This window comes from Brasilonema sp. UFV-L1 (assembly GCF_012912105.1).
Lineage (GTDB): Bacteria > Cyanobacteriota > Cyanobacteriia > Cyanobacteriales > Nostocaceae > Brasilonema.
Map to the genome: position 1 here is coordinate 1 of NZ_QMEA01000045.1, position 19,108 is coordinate 19,108.

A 19,108-nucleotide genomic window follows, 5' to 3' on the forward strand; every position below is an offset into this window, starting at 1 on the left:
TAGTTGCAATTAGAGGCGATCCGATCGCAATTAGTGCGGGAAAATATCCTGGAATGGATTGAGCAGGCGCGTAGCAGAGGAACCTTCAGAAGCGTCGAAGAAATTAACCGTGACTTGCAAGCCGAAAGAGATTCATGGGACAAGTGAACTACCTATAAATTCTTTCGCAGCACTTGCAAAAAATTTATCCCAAGGAATATTTGCAGGTGCATCATCACAGACAATTGCAATCATGGTACGCAATAAAGGTAAAGCTTCTCCATCTAAATCTCCTCGCTTCACCATTGCTTCCACAGTTGGTCCAATAGCTAAAGCTAAAGAAGCACCTTCTATGGTATCATTTGGCATATGTTCAGCTTTTGCTTGACTGTAGAGCATATCCAAACCCAAAAGCCTACCCATACGGCTATTACGTCCACCTTGACAGGTTACGTACAAATCACCAGTACCAGGAAGACTATAAACACTGTGGGAGTTACCACCCATTTTTTCAACTAAATAAGCTGTCTCTTGCATTCCTTGGGCAAAGATTGCAGCGGCTAGATTATGCATATCAGCACCATTAGCAGCCTTACCTTCTTTTTCTAAGAATCCTATCACCAAGCCCACTGCTAAGGCGTAGACATTTTTGAGGGCGACACAAACTTCAGTCCCAATCATGTCGGTACTTGTCCAGACGTGATAGTAACTTGTACGCAACAACCCAGCTAGCTTGTCTAGTAAAGCTTGATTCGTACTAGTGAATACCACGCAAGTATGACGACGAGCTGCCAATTCTTGTGCAATAGAAGGACCACCAATAGCAGCTATTTGTACATCATTTTGATATTTTACAGGCAACCCGGCACGGAGAACATCTGGCAAAATAGATAACTTCTCACCATCTGCTGCTAATCCTTTTGTGACTGCTAGGATGGGAATTTCTGGAGACAATACGGGACTCAGGGCTTGTGCTACCCACTCGATACCATTCGAGTTCACCCCTAAGACAACTAAATCTACACCTTCTATTGCCTCAGCTAATTTGTCATAGGTATAAGGTCTAACACTTTCAGCAACTTTTAAGCGTAACCCAGGATGAGGATAACCAGCCTGAAGCTTAGAAATTATATCACTGTCCAGATGGGTTCCTACTAGATGAACAATATGTCCGTTATCAGTTAGAGGGAAGCTGATAGCAGTCCCCATAACACCTGCACCCAGAATAAGAATTTTCGCCATTTTGTCAAAATTCCTTGACTATAGACTATAATTTAGTGCCAGTGGTTGTTAAATCGGTGAGCTTGTTTACCAACGACTGAATGCTAGGAAATAATGGCTTGTAAACTTCGCTGTAAAGTTTAGAGTAGATAGCCTGCCTTTCTTGGGAAGGCGTAAAACGCTCTGCAGTGTGAGTCAGAGATTTTGCGGCTACACCAATATCAGGATACCATCCAACTGCAACTGCTGCGAGAATCCCTGCTCCTAAACAAGTCGCTTCAACTGTTGTAGAACGCACTATTGGTATACCAGTTACATCAGCTAAAATTTGACACCAAAGATTGCTTGTGCTACCACCACCCATGACGACATATTCGTTAAAACGTTGGTTTGTGGCTGACATGACTGCATCGCCTACCAGTCTTTGCTCAAAGGCAATACCTTCTAAAATCGCTCGGTAAAAATGTTCTTTACCGTGGGTACCTGTCCAACCAATGGTAATACCAGCAGCATTAGGATCCCAGTAAGGATTCATAACGTTGTTCCAGTAAGGGACTAACATTAATCCTTCAGCGCCGGGAGATAGCTTTGCTGCAGCAGTTTCAAGTATCTCTAGTGGACTGAGGTTAAGATTGCAGTTGTGTAAGTCGCTGGCAAACTTTTCGACAAACCAGGTAAGAGTAAAGACACCACCAAGAAGAACAGTTTCTAGAAAATAAGATCCTGCAATCGGTGCATACATGGTGCGAAATGATGAATTGACAAAATACTCTTTGCTGATAATACCGCTAACTATTGCTGTACCTAAATTGAGGTAAGCCCGATTATTGCCCACAGCATTAGCGCCTATACCCGCACACTGCCCGTCACCTGCACCCGCAATCACTCGTAAACCTTTCGGTAATCCTGTCGCAGCAGCACCAGTCTCGTTGACATAGCCAATAACTTCTCCTGGTGGAACTAATTCAGCAAATTGTTCTTCTCGCAGTTCGAGTGATGTGAGTAAATCTGTTGCCCAGCAATGAGCTTCCATATTCATTGCTCCCATTGGATCAGCACAAGCCAAGCTGGTACGAAAATTTCCGGTTAGGTGATACACCAAGAAGCCATGAACATCTAAGAATTTATGGGTGCGGGCAACATTTTCTGGTTCATGTTGGGTTAACCAGATAATTTTAGATAAAGAAGGTGTCATAGAGACGGGTTTACCTGTCACTTGGTTGTATTGTCCGCCAAATTTTTCATCTAAGAAAGCGACTTGGTTACGGCTGCGTTTATCCATCCAGGCGATCGCATTGCGAACAGGTTTACCCTCCCGATCTACTGCCACAAAAGTTTCCCGCTGATGAGTTATGCAAACTGCCTCTACTTGTGATACGTTTATTTGAGTTAGTAATTGTTGTATAGCCTCGCAGGTAGAATGCCACCACCGTGCCGCATCCTGTTCGTACCAAGTTGCTTGCGGTTGTAATAGTGGATAAGGTGCTTTTCCAAAAGCGACGGCTTTCCCTTGCCGATTCCATGCGATCGCCTTACACGCTGTTGTGCTACAGTCGATGCCTATGACTAACGCGTTATTTTGACTCATTATTATTTATGCGATTGTAGCCTGAATATGATTTTACATTAGAATGCGACAACCCTTTCAGGTAGCAAGTCCTACAGTGAGATTTAAATTGATACCAATTATTTGGAAATAATGATGAACCCCAAGACTTATAAAAAACTAGTTGTCAAACACTTGAGCCGAGATTTTAGAACCGCTGTCGATATTGTTGAAGCTGATTTTCCTATACCTGCTCCCAATGAGATTGTCGTGCGTAATCTGTTTGCTGGAGTGAATGCTTCCGATGTCAATATTGCTGCTGGGGTGTATTTTGTAAATACACCACCATTCGATGTAGGAGTTGAAGCTGCATCTGTTGTCGTTGCTCTTGGTAAGAATGTACAGCATCTCCACATAGGTGATCATGTTATTACTTTTCAAATAGGAGGTGGATACCGCGAGTATTTTGCAATTGATGCTACTCAAGTTATTCCAATTAAAGAAGCGACTCCAGAAATACTGACTGTTGTGGTTAGTGGTATGACTGCTGCAATTGGTTTAGAAGTTGTTGGAGAAATCAAAAGCAGTGATGTGGTATTGGTAACAGCTGCAGCGGGTGGCACAGGTAATTATGCTGTCCAACTCGCCTTGCTTGCAGGTGCTCATGTGATTGGAACATGCCGATCACAAACAAAAGTTCAATTTCTCAAGCAGCTTGGCTGTCATCGAGTGATTAATTATTATCAAGAAAATCTTGATGAAGTTCTCAAAAAAGAATATCCCCAAGGCATTGACTTAGTTTATGAATGCGTTGGGAGTGAGTTGTTTGATATATGTGTTGATAACTTGGCACGGCGCGGTAGATTAGTTATCGTCGGATATATTTCTGAATACTTATCACCAGAACTAGAGTTGGTAAACCGTCCGAGAATATACAACAAATTACTATGGAAATCAGCCTCATTACGCGGCTTTCTCTTTTCTGACTATTCAGAATATCTACAACAGAAACAGTCTCGACTGATGGAATTATTATCCACAGGTAAGATTAAACCTGCTGTTGATTCAACAGAATTCAAAGGAATAGAGTCTATCGTTGACGCTGTGGAATACTTATATAGTGGGAAAAATTGCGGTAAAGTCATTGTTCGTTTTTAACATCTTCGGCTAGTGAAAATAAAGTTGATCGGATTTTGGAGCGAGAGGAAGAAGGTGGGCATAGTTAAAAGTCTTGCTCCCCGTGAAGCTTGACATTGACATTAATGTCAAGGTTTAGCCTGAGAGAGTATTGATAATTTCACTCTCATGCTCTACCCACAACGTCTAACTCAATTCACCAAAGAACATACAGAAGCAACAGCCGCCATTCTTTGTGCAGTACTGTTGTTTTTCGGATGGTTCGCCCTACATCTCAATTTTCTAGGATGGGCGCTGCTACTATTACCCGCAGCTTACGTCATCGGTGGCTATGAAAGCGCCCGTGAAGGACTAACGACTCTTTTCAAAGAAAAAGAACTGGATGTTGATTTGCTGATGATTGTGGCGGCGTTGGGTGCTGCTATCTTGGGATTGTGGCAAAAGGAATATCATCTTATTCTTGATGGGGGAATCTTAATTCTCATCTTTGCTATAAGTGGGGCGCTGGAAGGCTACGCCATGCAACGAACGGAACGCAGCATCCGCTCTTTGATGAGCCTAACACAAGATACAGCAACAGTTTTGCGTTCTCAAGGGGAGGAAATCATCTCCATCAGCCAGCTAAAAGTGGGAGATGAAATTGTTGTCAAACCAGGGGAACTTATTCCCACCGACGCAATGATTGTTTCTGGTATCAGTACTATTAACCAAGCTGCGATCACAGGTGAGTCTATACCTATAGAAAAAACAGTCGGTGAGGAAGTTTTTGCAGGTACGCTTAATGGATATGGGGCGCTGAAGCTGAAAGTGCATCAACCACCAGAAAGTAGTTTACTTCAGCGTGTGATTCGTCTGGTAGAACAAGCACAAACAGAAGCACCTCCTTCTCAACAATTTGTTGAGCGATTTGAACGGAGATATGCGTTGGTTATTGTCGTAGCTGGGTTATTGCTGGCAATTTTGCCACCATTTGTCTTGAATTGGGATTGGGAAACGACAATTTATCGTGCTTTAACTTTTTTGGTGGTAGCATCTCCGTGTGCGCTGATGGCTGCAATTATGCCTACGCTGCTTTCTGGAATTGCTCATGGTGCGAGACAGGGGATTTTGTTCAAAAATGGTACACAGTTGGAAATGATTGGTAAAGTGCGGGCGATCGCCTTTGACAAAACAGGTACCCTAACAACAGGACAACTGCAAGTCTTTCAAGTTCTTCCTATTAGTGGATATACAGAAGCAGATGTTTTAAAAGTTGCGGCTTCTGTCGAATCTTCTTCAGAACATCCGATAGGCGAAGCTATTGTAAAGGCTGCTCAAAATTTGAATTTGTCAAGATCAGTTGAGGTACGAGCGATTCCTGGGCAGGGGATTTTGGGTATTAACGGACACCAAGAGGTGATTGTCGGGAAAGCGGATTTTGTCCAGCAGTATGTGACTCATTTACCAAGTGATACTCAGTTGAATTCACACGTATTACTTCACCCCGCCCTAACGGGCACCCCTCTCCTTAGTAAGGAGAGGGGCAGGGGTGAGGTTTTGAACGCAAGTGAATTGAAGGATTCAGCAGACTTGTTAGAACAGGAAGGGAAAACAGTCGTTTGGGTAGCACAAGGAAAACAGGTGCTGGGTGTGATTGCGATCGCAGATCAAGTGAGAGGAGAAGCAGCAAGAGCGATCGCCCGTTTAAAAAAACTGGGAGTTGAACAAATCGTCATGTTAACAGGCGATAATAAGCGAACTGCTGACAGCGTCGCTCAAGCAGTAGGAATTGATCGAGTCTATGCAGAACTCTTACCAGAAGATAAGCTTGATGTCATTCGTCGTTTACAAAAAGAGTATCAAACTGTGGCGATGGTAGGGGATGGAATCAATGACGCCCCAGCCTTAGCTCAAGCATCTGTGGGAATTGCGATGGGCAAGATTGGCAGTGATGTTGCATTGGAAACCGCAGACATTGTGTTGATGGCAGATAGATTAGAGAAAATAGAAACAGCGATGCGTTTAGGTAAAAGAGCGCAGGCGATCGTAAAACAGAATATTACTGTTGCTTTGGGTTTTATTGTTTTGCTTTTGGTTGGTAACTTTGTAGGAGGTATTAACTTACCCATTGGTGTGATTGGACATGAGGGTTCTACAGTGTTGGTGACTCTGAGTGGCTTAAGATTGCTAAAAAATTGAGCAAGGAGACATGAATAAACATGACAATAGATGAGTTGTCACTCGCTAGCCCCTAAGAGGGGCGCTACGCAAACGCTCAAATTCGCTCATTCGCTCATTCGCTCATTCAAAATTAAGAACCACCAAAATAAATTTAGGGGCTTGAAACAAGGACGCCGTTTTCCGCACTTCGTGCCGCTCCGCTAACGCGCTATGCGTCTTTTGAAAACATTTTTTACATTCTCCATACCATAAGTTGGGGGCTTGTATCCTTTTCTTTTTCGGTCATTGCGAGCGTCATGACAAAATATGTTTTTACACATTTGGGATGCTCCCAGAAAAAAAGGCTTATCTGAACCGTATTGGGACATAGTGCCAGATTTTTAATTCCGTAAGATCGGTACTAGTCTCAAAAGCTTCAGCTGATCAGGAGAAACATTCTCGAATTTATATTTCAGTTCTTTTTCAATCTGCTCAAACAATATCTGTAAAGGAGGATTATGATTAGGATTATATAAAAATACATCACTGAATCTATTAGAAATTTTTGGTAAATTTGGCTCTTTCACCAACTGAAGCCGTACTTTTGGAGCAAGCAGATAGCTCAGAGATAGTTCATCACCTAAAGGCCAAATTCCCTGACAGGAAGTTATTAAAAGCGGTTGAGAAGCTTGGCTGATAATGCGCGCTACTTGTGGGGTATAAATGTTAAGGTCTTTAGACCACCAACTCTCTGCTTGAGACATCACAACACAAGATATGACTCCAACCGAGAGCAGCCCAATCATCACAAACTGCCAGAATTTCTGTCGCCAGATGTTAACAGAAACATAAACAGAAACATAAGTGGAAGTGATTTGAGTTGCCAGAAGGTAACTAACAGCTAATTGAATACCCAAAAAAGCAGGGATGAGATACCGAGGAACTTGCGTCCGCGCCCCTCCCAAAATTATATCTGGTATTGCTAAAGGTAGAGCTGTAGCCCCAATCAATGTTAAGACAAATAACCAAGCCTGCTTTTGAGCTTTACGACAGAGAAAATAAATCGAATATCCTACCAAAATTAAGATAAAAGGAATCAAAATCCTCACCATTAATTTCGATATAGAGCCATCATAAACACGTTGCAAATCGTAGTCGAAATCAACGAAAAAATAGCTAAGGTTAAGAACCCACTGTTTGATCATCTGTAACAGAGAATATCTCAGTTCATATGTCCAGCTTGTTGCCTTGTGAAGTTGGGTTGATTTCGTCATAATCACCAAAATCCAAGGCGTGAAAGCTAAAAGTCCTGCCAAAACCGCTAGTAGATAAGCAATCACCATCTTGGTGAATCGCAACTTTGCAGTGGTAAATACATAAATACCATGAGCAATTGTCACCAACCCAGAAAACAGAAATGTGTATAATCCTATTACCACGGTAGCTGCATATATTCCCCAACTAAGCTTTGTTTTTAGTCGCATTGCCCGTAGCAGTGTTGCGCTTGAGAGTAAGATGATCACAGTCCATAAACCATACTGCCGCGCTTCTTGTGCATACAGTACATGAAATGGTGACACGGCTAACAGTGCAATTGCTACCCATGCCACGAGCGAGAACTGAAATAATTCTATACATAGCCAATAGATACAAGGAAACACCAGCAAGCTAATTAAAACAGACAAACTTCTGGTTACTGCAACTGAACTACCAAACCATTGCACCCAAAATCGCGCCATTAGGTAGTACAGTGGTGGATGCTGGGGGTCTTCTACTACCAAAGAATTGATTGTATCTTTCCAGGTTTTTGCAGGAGTGATACGTTGATATTTCTGTAAATCTTCAATGCCAATTTCACGACCGTCACAGACATTCTCAATCGCTTCTGTTTCTGTATAACCAGAAATCCGTAAAGAAGTAAAAGTTTCATCGAACCAGTATACTTTTCGGTCAAGGTTGACGAAGCGAAAAAACACGCCCAATAGGAGTAGAACAATGACTAAAAAGCGTAACCAACTCGGAGAGGGTGCCCAGCTATGCGATAATCTACTATTCATATACTGAGATAAATGGTGATTTCAGTGACAGATGCTTTGTAAGATTTGTAACTTGTAATCAAAATTCAACTAAATCGGGCAGGAGTCCCACACCATAATCTTTGATTTGGTGTTGGGGACGCCAGATACCTACGGAGGGCAGTGTAGGTAGTTGACTTGTGTAGATCACCATAGTAAGACTACGGCATTGGCATTTCGCATTCTACAATATTAAGTTAGCCTTTTTCATACTACAATTGTAGTATGAGCCACTTGAAGGGGTTTATCGATGATGAGTGCGGTGGAACTGGAAAATTTACGCAAGACGTTTACCCTAAGTCGTGGTTGGGGACTCAACCGCATCCACAAAGAAATTGTTGCAGTAGATGATATTAGTCTGAGTGTACCAGCAGGTCAGGCGATCGCCTTCATCGGTCCCAATGGTGCAGGCAAGTCCACAACTATCAAGATGCTCACGGGCATTTTACACCCAACATCTGGAACAGCCAAATTGCTAGGACTCAATCCTTGGCAAAATCGGCGCGAACTAGCTTACAAAATGGGTGTTGTGTTTGGACAGCGTTCTCAATTGTGGTATCACCTACCACCGCGTGACACCTTAGAATTACTGGCGCGAATTTACAGTCTAGAGCGTCAAGAGTACATCAAACGGCGCGATGTGCTCGTTGAGCGTTTTGATTTGGCACCGTTTTGGAACATTCCAGTACGTAAACTTTCGCTTGGTCAACGGATGCGTGCTGAAGTTGCAGCTAGTTTACTTCATGCACCACGAATACTCTTCCTTGATGAGCCTACCATAGGTTTGGATGTGATTGCTCGTCAGGAATTACGCGACCTCATCCAGGAATGGAACTCCAACGAAGGTATAACAATATTTCTCACCAGTCACGACGCGGGTGATATTGAACGAGTTGCACAGCGGGTAGTCGTGATCAATCATGGGCGTGTGGTACTTGATGACAAAGTTTCAGCAATGCGCCGTCAGTACCTCGGCTCAAAAATTCTCAGCGTGAGATTCCATAACTCGACTCCTGAGATAACTTTACCAGGAGTGACACTACTCAAGAAGAGCGAGTATGCGCTTAAGCTGGAAGTGAATACCCGGATTACGCCAATTGAAGCGGTGATGAATCACATTCTACAAGCAGGCTCAGTTGCTGATATTGCTATTGAAGATCCACCTTTAGAAGAAGTCATTGCTCATATCTACTCTCAAGCAAACCCAAGCGAAGGAGTCACAACAGGATGATAAATAGTATAAATAAATATGCTTGGATTAGCTTAACAGCAGCTCGCTCTAATCTTGCTTACTTAGCAGAAGTCGCTTCAAGAGGAATTTTTCTATTTGTCATTCTCTACATCTTCTTACAGTTATGGCGTGTCACCTATGCAGAAACAAATGCTGAACAATTGGGTGGTTTGACGTTATCTCAAATGCTCTGGTATCTTGGCATTACAGAATCTATAGTACTTTCAAGTCCACAAGTGGCTGCAGAAGTAGATGAAGATGTACGGACAGGAGCACTTGCAGTCCAACTCATACGTCCAGTATCTTATCCTTTATATCGTCTGTGGAGTTCGCTAGGAGAGCGCACCGTACGCTTTGCTTTGAATATTGCAATTACGGTAGGACTAGCGCTTTTGTTTGTCGGACCAATTCCTTTAAGCTTGGGTGGTATCTTATTATTTGTACTGGCGCTACCACTCGCATTTGTCCTGGATTTTTTAACCACCTTCTTAGTAGGTTTAGGAGCTTTCTGGCTAGAAAACACTTCGGGGATAATGCTCATCTACTCTCGTATCACAATGATTTTAGGTGGTATGCTCATTCCTTTGGAACTACTACCCGAATCATGGCAACCCTTGCTCAAAGCATTACCCTTTGCAAGTATTTTATATGGTCCGGCTCGTTTATTCGTACGTCCTGACTTAGCTTTTGCTGGTGAATTGCTACTACGACAGGGAGTCGCCATAGGTGTGCTAAGTTTATTAGTCGCTCTTGTGTACCGCACCGCAGTGAAACGCATCCACGCGCATGGAGGTTGAGATGTTCTCGCGTATACTTTCTTACTTGCAACTAGCTGCTGCATACATTCGCCTCAACCTGAATGCTCATTTAGAGTATCGCGGGGCGTTTGTCACAGAAGTTGTGGCGATGATTCTTAATAATATAGTGTGGGTAGCATTTTGGGGATTCTTTTTTACACGCTTCCCTGTGCTACGAGGTTGGACTGTACAAGATGTGATTACTCTATGGGCAATGACTGCAGCAAGTTTTGGTCTAGCTCATGCTATTTATGGTAATGCTTGGCACCTAACACGTTTGATTGTACAAGGACAATTAGATGTCTGGATGTTGTACCCGCGTACCCTACTATCGCACTTATTGCTAGGGCAAATGAATGCAACATCTTGGGGAGATTTATTATTTGGATATGGGGCTTATGTGTTTTTTGTCAAGCCTGATATTGTGCATTTTATACTGTTTACAGGTTTAACAGTTTCAGCCGCAGCGCTTTTTGTGGGCTTTAGTGTGCTGACAGGAAGTTTGAGCTTTTACCTGGGTAATTCTGAAGGACTCACACAGCAGTGGCGAAACGCTATGATCACGTTTAGTACTTATCCAGCAAGTTTATTTGAGGGATGGGTGAAACTATTGCTGTACACATTGATTCCTGCTGGGTTCGTCACTTACTTGCCAATTGAAGCACTGCGGAAGTTATCACTGATGCATACTTTGCTGGCAGTTGCTGGGTCAATTGTGGTACTGTTGGTGGGTGTGGGTGTTTTCTATCACGGTTTGCGTCGCTACTCGTCGGGGAATTTAATGAATATGCGTGGTTGATTATTTTTTTATTTCGCAATCATGAAGATTTCATTAGTTGTGAGTGACTTAAGTGGTGGTGGTAGTGTTCGCGCATTTTTGCTAGCACAAGTCCTCAAAAAGCTTAACTATGATGTAGAAATTGTCGGTTTCCTTTTTGGGAAAGAACTTTATGCGATTCCTCCCAATGAAATCAGAATTGTTTCTATTCCTGGGAAAAACTATCCTGAGTTTTTAAACTACAGTCGGCAAGTTTTACAAAAAATAGATGGAGATATTATTTATGCAGTCAAACCAAAGGTGACAAGTTTTGGTTTGTCTCTGATAAAAAAAATCAGCAGCCGTCGTCCTTTGCTTTTAGATATGGATGACTGGGAATTAAGCTGGTATGGAGGTATGGAGTGGAAATATCGTCCTAGTCTTAAGCAATTTGCCAGGGATATTTTCAAGAAAAATGGTGCATTGAGATTTCCTGATCATCCACTTTATATACAATGGATGGAAAGTTTAGTCAAAAAGGCGGATGCAGTCACGATAGATACTCAATTCCTCAAAGAACGTTTTGGCGGTGTTTATTTGCCTAATGGTAAAGATACCGACATGTTCAACCCAAATATCTACGATTCCAAGGCAAGCCGAATTCGTTATGGTCTTTCTAACTATAAAATTTTAATGTTTCCAGGCGCACCACGACCGCATAAAGGTGTTGAAGATGTTTTAATGGCGTTGGATCTGTTAAACCAGTCAGATTTAAGACTCGTGATTGTCGGTGGCAGTCCTTATGATGACTATGATGATAAACTCATTCAAAGATGGGGACGTTGGATTATCAAGTTGCCTAAATGTCCTGTTGAGGTTATGCCTGAGGTTGTAGCAGCTGCTCACGTTGTGGTTGTCCCGCAGCGAGATACAATAATTGCTCGTGCCCAATTTCCCTTAAAGTTAACAGATGGAATGGCAATGGCTAAACCTGTGTTATCAACTCGAGTTGGAGACATTCCAGAAATTTTAGGTGAAACTGGTTATTTGGTTAACCCTGATTCTCCTGAAGAAATTGCCAGTCAGATTGATTTTATATTTCAGAATTTAGAGTCAGCTTCAAAGCGAGGTTTAAAGGCAAGAGAAAGATGTGTAGAAAAATATAGTATTGAGACTATGGCGTCTACTTTAGAGTCTATGATTGTTCGGTTGTGAGTATTTAGAGTGTGTGATTGAAATCAGTACACAGTGAATAGTACACAGTTACCAAGGTTTAAAACGGAGATTGAAATCAGTTTTTCAAGACTTTCAAGAGTTTTGTCAGTCAAGCAGGAGTCTGATTCAAAAAGAAATTGATCAGTTCTGTTAAGCAAAAAATAAATTGTGAGACAAATCCCCAATGTCTAGCAGCAAAACACTACTAAGATTTGCTAAACCATATCCAGCGTTGATTGTCCTGACGATATTGTTGGGTTTTTCTGGAGCTTTATTTAATGGTGTTAGTACTGCTCTGATTGTACCAGTGATTTTAAAAATAGTGGGACAAGAAGTAGATTTCAGCGGTGCTCCTGCTATTCTTCAAAAAATTATGTCTCCCTTTGATAGTATTCCAGAAAGCTACCGCTTAGGGGTGATGGCTGGAGCAATTGTCTTCACAATTTTTTTGAAAAATCTAGCCACTTATGCTAGTACCATTACATCTAGTACTTTGACGCGCAAATTAACTTCGGATATGCGCGAAGCTGGTTTAATATTATTGCTACAAGTTGATATATGTTATTACAACCAGATGAAAGTTGGTGACATCATCAACAGTCTTGGTGGAGAAATTAGCCGTGCTGCGAGTGCTGTAGGAAATAGCATCAAGTTAGTTATTTTAGGGATTACGATTTTAGTTTTTGTCGGGTTACTACTATCAATTTCTTGGCAGTTGACGATCGCAGCTACTATTTTGCTGTCTTTAGTGACGTTAGTTAATCAGTATGCCATATCACGTTCCAAATTCTTTGGTAAGCAGCTTAGTGATATGTCTAGAGCATATTCGATAACTATACTAGAAACTTTAAACGGGATTCGTCTGGTAAAGACAACAGGTAGCGAAGAAAGAGAATATGAACGTATTAGGAAACTGATTCACAAACGTGAAGAAGCTGATTTTAAATCTCAGGTTCACTCTGAGGCGATCGCACCACTGAGTGAGTTAATGGGTGTGACAGGCTTAATACTGATTGTCTTTTTAAGTCGCACCTTCTTTGCAGACCAAATTTCCTCTCTTTCAGCAGTATTACTCACATATTTATTAATATTACTACGAGTGTTACCGTTGATTTCTCAGTTAAATACTCTTCGCAGTAGCTTTGCCAATATGGCTAGCAGCGTGGATATAGTTACTGAGTTCTTACGCTGGGAAAATAAACCAGTCATGAGTAACGGTCAAATTCCTTACACGAAATTAAAGAACGGAGTGTTTTTTCAGTTCGTTTCCTTTGCCTACCCCGGTCATGATAAATTGGTACTCAAAGATGTAAACTTATACTTACCGCAGGGTACGACGCTGGCTTTGGTAGGTGGTTCTGGTGCAGGAAAATCAACATTAGCAGACCTTTTACCTAGATTTTATGACCCGACATCTGGCTGTATTACCATTGATGACATCGATTTACGTGAGTTCGACTTGCTCTCGGTGCGAAAAGCGATGGGAATTGTCAGTCAAGATACGTTTCTTTTCAATGACTCAGTGCGGAATAACATTGCATATGGACATCCGCAAGCAAGCGAAGAGGAAATTATCAGCGCAGCAAAGCAGGCAAATGCTTATGAGTTTATCAGCAAATTGCCCCAGGGATTTGACACGATTATTGGCGATCGCGGCGTGATGTTATCTGGAGGACAAAGACAACGCCTTGCTATAGCGCGTGCTTTGCTACAAGATCCAGAAATTCTGATTTTAGATGAAGCCACGAGTGCTTTGGATACTGTTTCTGAACGTTTGGTGCAAAGCGCGATAGATAATCTCAGTCGCGATCGCACAACACTAGTTATAGCCCACCGCCTTTCCACAGTTCAAAAAGCCGATCAAATTGCTGTTTTGGATCAAGGAAGTGTGGTGGAGGTGGGAAACCATGAGGAACTTTTACAAAAGGGTGGTTACTACTCGCGTCTGTATGCAATGCAATTTGCCAATAAAGCCCAAACAGGTACCAAACGCCAGCAAAGTTTAATCCGCATCTGTGGTGAAATTCGCACCCGGCTTAACTCTCTGATTGACTCTTTGCGCTTACTACTAGATGATAAGCAAGACAATCCTCAACAGCGACAGAAACTAATTGAAGAATCTTACAAATTAACCTCAAAAGTTCTCAACAGTATTGATGTTTTGGAAGATATATTTAACCTGCAAACGAACTGGACTTTATCACCCGCAGAGCAAAATCACAGCATAGCCACCCCAAATCAAGATTTGACAACTATCTGCAATCAGTTTCGGGTAACTCTCAATCCTATACTTCGTTCTCTAGACTCCCTAACCGATGATGTGATCAAAGCGCCTCAAAAGCAACATCATGAATTTCTCCAACAAGCGTATCAAACTACGACGCATCTGCTCAATAAATTAGAAAATTTTGAGGATAGCGTTAAACCAGTGAACACTGATAACTGATAACTGATAACTGTAAAAATACGACTTTTCAAACTTCAAAATTATGAAAAATAATGCTATTGTGAAAAACTATGTTTTCTTTTTAACAGAAGATATACCCAAACCACAAGCCCATATTATAGTGGGTACCAACGCAGCAAACGGTGCTGCAAACTTGGGGTACTCATCAGTTTTGGTATACCCGCGCAAAGGATTAGCAGCTTTCAACCCAATTCATTTAGCTATTCCATATCAACCAAGGAAAGCACCAGAAGCACTCATCAAATATTACAACATCCAGCAAAAGCTCAAAGTTGCTCCTCTACCCATGCCTTGGCCTATAGATTATATTAAAACAAAAATCACCGACTCCAACACAATCGCCACAAAATATTATTTCCCATTCCACATCCTTTCGACAACCAAACTTGTCCACGCTTGGAACTGGAATTTCATCAAAGCAGCAATTAAAAATGGCGTCCCAGCAATTTACGAACACCACCATTACGAAGATAAGCAATTTGAGCCAGAAATTGTCAATCATCCACTCTTTCAAGTGTCTGCCACAGTGACTGATACAGTCCGAGAACACATGATACAACATGGAATGCCACCAGAAAAAGTCATTACGGTACATAATGGCTATAATTCCTCGTTTCTGATCAGACAGCCAGAAAAAGCAGCAGAGTGGCGCAAAAAACTTCTCAAAAATAAAGATTCACATTTAGTCATTTATGCAGGAGCATTAAGAAAATTTAAAGGTATTGATATCCTCGTAGATGTTGCTGCACTCATGCCAAATATCCAAATTGCCTGTGCAGGTGGTGATGAGAAAGAAGTTGCACATTATCAGCAATTAGCCAAAGAAAAACAGATTAACAACATTACATTCATAGGATATCTCTTGCACAAAGATTTACCATCTTTACTGCAAGCTGCTGATATCTTAGTTCATCCCCATTGCTCAGGAGAAGCTGCAACATTCACATCTCCTCTGAAGCTGTTTGACTACTTAACTTCTGGAAATCCCGTTGTCGCAACAGAAATTCCCTCTTTAATGGAATTTAAAAATACTAACGCCATTGCTGCTTGGTGCGAACCAGATAATCCTAGTAAATTTGCCGAAGCAATAGCACAGGTTTTAAAAACTCATCCCAGGAAAGCCGAAGGCTATCAAGATATTATCAACTTTGTGAAGCAATTCTCTTGGGAAAATCGAGCCGCAAAAATCTTGAGTTACGTTGACGAATCCCTTCGTCCTCCTCTCATTGCTTAACTATAGCAGTCCTAAATAATTCTTAAAATTCTCTCTTCTCTCTTCTCTTGGCGTTCTTGGCGTCTTGGCGGTTCGTTAAAAAAAGTAATTTTCACAATTCAGATAGGATTGCCATATAGGATTCCTATTCTGTTAAACATTAAGACTTCCCTTCTCTCTCCTCATCATCCACAAATTAATGAAAAATGAGCATCAAAACTATCGGCATGATCAGCAGCTATCCTGGTTTAGATCAAAAACCAGATTGGCTATGGCAACAAACTCCTCATCCCTTTGGTGTCTGGGGTGATATTCAAATCCATTCTACAGCCCCAACGCCAGATTTCTTATTAATGTATAACTACACATCTTTTCCGGAACCACCGCAAAAGCAGTTGTGGTTTTGGAAGAATAGAAAGGCACAACTAGAATACGAAAAGGCACAGCAAACGCTACAAAATAAACTTAGAAACGTTCCCAAAGAGCGAGTCATTTACCTGTTACGAGAGCCACCTTTAGACGAAGTGGTTGAATTGAATAAAAAATCTTATCAACAGGCTCAAGCATACTGCAGTTACATTTCTGGACCAGATGATTTTGCACCCACGCCGAACTATATGCCTGCCATTTGGTATTATTCTAACTCATTTCGTGAGTTAAATGATATGCCATCGCCAGAAAAAGTTAGACTATGTAGTTGGGTGACATCTGGCATTAGTCGTACAGTTAACCATCGTCAGCGCTTGGAGTTTTTAAAACGATTGCGAAACAGCGAATTGAAGTTTGATTTATACGGTCGTGGTTTACCAGAATGGGCACAAGGAGGCGGAGAATTGAGTAACAAATGGTATGGTATGGCTCCATATTATTACAACTTGGCGATTGAAAACTATGCTGAAAATAATTGGTATGTGAGTGAAAAGTTATGGGATGCTTTGCTCGCTTGGTGTTTACCAATTTACTATGGAGGCCCTGCTGCAGATAAATTATTACCTCCTGGTAGTTTTTTGAGATTACCAAGTTTGGATGAAAAAGGACTTCTTTACATTAAAGAAGTGACAGCGACAACTGATGCTTGGTATGCAGCTAAGAGTGCGCTCGCCGAAGCAAGAGAAATTATTTTGCAGAAGTTAAACTTGTTAAATTGGCTCTCTGATTACGTGAAAAACTATTCCTGATGATGGCAAATATGGAATTTTGTGGAGACTTGAATGACTGAAGGTATTTACGTACTCGCTAACGATATTGTTTATGACCAGTTAGTTGCTTTCTTAAATAGTCTGGAAGCTAATGCTGACACCAATACTGGCAAACATTATCCAGTTTGTATTGTCCCTTACGATAATAGATTAGAAAAAGTCAAAGACGAAGTCAAAAATAGAAGCAATGTAGAAATATTTGCAGATACAACAGCTATTGAGCGTTGGGAAGATTTCGCCACCCAAGTCTGGCAAACTCATCCTAGTACTTTCCAAACTTGGGAACAAAACGGTATCACAGGAGTTTATCGCCTGGGAATGCATCGTCGTTTTTGCTGTTTTGATGGTCCGTTTGATAAATTTATTTATTTCGATGCTGATATTCTAGTCTTGAATTCTTTAAATTATATCTTTCAGCAGTTACATCAGAATGACTTCGTTGTTTATGACTTTCAATATAAAGATCCTACCCATGTCTACAACGTTAAGTCAAATAAATTATTAGATATTTTCCCGCTTGCTCGCATAAACTCTGAAATCTTTTGCGCCGGTATGTATGGAAGCAAAAAGGGTATATTTAATCAAGAAAAACGTAATTATCTGCTATCACAACTCAAACAAGATGAAGCAGAAATTTTGTATATGAATGCTCCCGACCAAACAATTCTCAACTACATGGTCATGAAGTCAGGCATATCTAGCTACAATTTTGCCCTTCAGCTTCCGGAAAATCAAAGAACTGGCTGTTGTGTTACCTCCCCTCATTTTGAGGTAAGAGATAATATCTTGTATGACAAAGGTTATCCGTTAACTTATATCCACTATATCGGTTTATCGTCTGGGTTATTTACTCGTGTTTGTTCTGGAGAAAATATTGATTTTCCTTACCGGGAAATTTTCTTGCATTATCGTTATCTGTATGAACCAGACAAGCGACCAAAGTTTAAGAGTAAGCCGAAAGCTTACAATGCACCACCGAGTTTAGCGACACGCATTTTACGAAAACTAGGATTAGCAAGTTGAGGATTATTCAATGAATCGTGGAATTTATATTATTGCGAATGATAAAGTGACTGACCATGCGATCGCACTACTCAATAGTATCCGTTTGCATGATGCAGAAACACCAATTGTCATGATTCCTTATGATGATAAGTATCACAATATCGCTGATACACTCACCAAATACTATGGAGTAAAAATCTATGAAGACTTAGATTTTATCGATAGATTATCAATCAAATTACATGAGGTTTTTGGAAACAAATTTTTCGCTCGTCCAAATCAATTTCGCAAGCAAGCTTGTTGGTTTGGTCCTTTTGATGAGTTTTTGTATATAGACACAGATATAGTGGTTTTTGAAAACATTATTGATAATCTTAATTATTTGAAGAAATATGATTTTATTTGTTGTGATTATCAACATGCAGGTGGTATTACGAATGTCTTCACACCGAAAGTTATAGAAGAAAAAGTCTTTACTGAAGATGAAGTCAAAGATATTTTTAATGGTGGTTTTTGGGGTTCCAAGAAAAATCTGATTTCGGAACAAGATTTGTATGAAACTTTTGCTGAGTGTGCTGCACATCCAGAATACTTCGATTTTTCCCAAAAAACTTCCGATCAACCAATTATCAACTACATGCTCTTGAAGCGAATTCCATCTCGCTTTAACATTGTCAACAGAGAAGGGAAAGCACCAGGAAATTGGGGAGGAAGTCAACATTTTCAAACTCAGGGAAATAGACTGATTGATCCTTTAGTAAATCAACCACTGCAATATCTTCACTGGGCTGGTATTCGGATTGAACCTGGTTGTCCTTATTGGGAGATTTGGGAATATTATCGCAATCTTAATCCTGCACTTCCACCAGCAGTTTTTCCAGAAAAACCAAAGAAAAGTCAGTGGGAGCAAACATTGGAAAATCTAAAAAATCAAGTCAGGAAAATAAAAGCTAATTTTTAAAAAGAATACAGAATATCCCTACAAAGAAAACAAATCAGCGCCGCTCTTTGGAGCATGCTATCCTGAGGATTTGGCAAGGTTGGGTAAAACCTGCTCAAACAGAACCGCGCCCTGCATTCGGGCGGCTGCTGTTGGCATTTATCAGCACGTAAAACTAGTAGAATTA

At 41.1% G+C, this 19,108-nt stretch carries 14 protein-coding genes; 11 read left to right on the forward strand and 3 right to left on the reverse strand.

The features are described from left to right. Positions 1-132: 132 nt before the first annotated feature. Positions 133-1,221, reverse strand: a complete 1,089-nt coding sequence (locus DP117_RS14685) for a 2-dehydropantoate 2-reductase N-terminal domain-containing protein (protein ID WP_169219041.1) — start codon at positions 1,219-1,221, stop codon at positions 133-135. Positions 1,222-1,246: 25 nt separating this feature from the next. Beyond that, a complete protein-coding gene (locus DP117_RS14690) occupies positions 1,247-2,788 on the reverse strand; it encodes an FGGY-family carbohydrate kinase (protein ID WP_169219042.1) in 1,542 nt (513 codons plus the stop codon). Between the two features lie 111 nt (positions 2,789-2,899). Here DP117_RS14690 and DP117_RS14695 point away from each other — a divergent pair, with 111 nt between their 5' ends. Continuing rightward, positions 2,900-3,904: a zinc-binding dehydrogenase gene (locus DP117_RS14695; protein ID WP_339381250.1), complete on the forward strand. Its 1,005-nt coding sequence runs from the start codon at positions 2,900-2,902 to the stop codon at positions 3,902-3,904. A gap of 147 nt (positions 3,905-4,051) precedes the next feature. After that, complete coding sequence (locus tag DP117_RS14700) at positions 4,052-6,061, forward strand: heavy metal translocating P-type ATPase (RefSeq protein WP_169219043.1); 2,010 nt, start codon at positions 4,052-4,054, stop codon at positions 6,059-6,061. A 362-nt stretch (positions 6,062-6,423) separates the two neighbouring features. On the opposite strand, the gene DP117_RS14705 is transcribed toward DP117_RS14700, so the two are convergent. Further along, complete coding sequence (locus DP117_RS14705; protein ID WP_169219044.1) at positions 6,424-8,079, reverse strand: glycosyltransferase family 39 protein; 1,656 nt, start codon at positions 8,077-8,079, stop codon at positions 6,424-6,426. A 268-nt stretch (positions 8,080-8,347) separates the two neighbouring features. Here DP117_RS14705 and DP117_RS14710 point away from each other — a divergent pair, with 268 nt between their 5' ends. From DP117_RS14710 to DP117_RS14750, 9 genes are all read left to right on the forward strand, one after another. Then, entirely contained in the window at positions 8,348-9,328 is a 981-nt protein-coding gene (locus DP117_RS14710) for an ATP-binding cassette domain-containing protein (RefSeq protein ID WP_211176115.1), read from the forward strand. Next, positions 9,325-10,125, forward strand: coding sequence for an ABC-2 family transporter protein (locus tag DP117_RS14715; protein ID WP_169219045.1), 801 nt, complete (start codon positions 9,325-9,327; stop codon positions 10,123-10,125). The genes DP117_RS14710 and DP117_RS14715 overlap by 4 nt, the downstream gene beginning before the upstream one ends. Position 10,126: 1 nt before the next feature. Beyond that, positions 10,127-10,924: an ABC-2 family transporter protein gene (locus DP117_RS14720; protein ID WP_169219046.1), complete on the forward strand. Its 798-nt coding sequence runs from the start codon at positions 10,127-10,129 to the stop codon at positions 10,922-10,924. Positions 10,925-10,945: 21 nt separating this feature from the next. Continuing rightward, positions 10,946-12,097: a glycosyltransferase family 4 protein gene (locus DP117_RS14725; protein WP_169219047.1), complete on the forward strand. Its 1,152-nt coding sequence runs from the start codon at positions 10,946-10,948 to the stop codon at positions 12,095-12,097. 184 nt (positions 12,098-12,281) lie between these two features. Then, complete coding sequence (locus DP117_RS14730) at positions 12,282-14,543, forward strand: ABC transporter ATP-binding protein (protein ID WP_169219048.1); 2,262 nt, start codon at positions 12,282-12,284, stop codon at positions 14,541-14,543. Between the two features lie 43 nt (positions 14,544-14,586). Then, positions 14,587-15,798 (forward strand): glycosyltransferase, encoded by a 1,212-nt coding sequence (locus DP117_RS14735; RefSeq protein ID WP_169219049.1) that lies wholly within the window; start codon positions 14,587-14,589, stop codon positions 15,796-15,798. A 185-nt stretch (positions 15,799-15,983) separates the two neighbouring features. Continuing rightward, positions 15,984-16,955 carry a glycosyltransferase family 10 gene (locus tag DP117_RS14740; protein ID WP_169219050.1) on the forward strand — a complete coding sequence of 324 codons (972 nt, stop codon included), beginning with the start codon at positions 15,984-15,986 and terminating at the stop codon, positions 16,953-16,955. Between the two features lie 33 nt (positions 16,956-16,988). Next, positions 16,989-17,999: an Npun_R2821/Npun_R2822 family protein gene (locus DP117_RS14745; RefSeq protein ID WP_169219051.1), complete on the forward strand. Its 1,011-nt coding sequence runs from the start codon at positions 16,989-16,991 to the stop codon at positions 17,997-17,999. Positions 18,000-18,009: 10 nt separating this feature from the next. Then, the gene (locus DP117_RS14750) at positions 18,010-18,942 is read left to right on the forward strand and encodes an Npun_R2821/Npun_R2822 family protein (RefSeq protein ID WP_169219052.1); all 933 of its coding nucleotides are present in this window, start codon (positions 18,010-18,012) and stop codon (positions 18,940-18,942) included. The last annotated feature ends 166 nt before the right edge of the window (positions 18,943-19,108 follow it).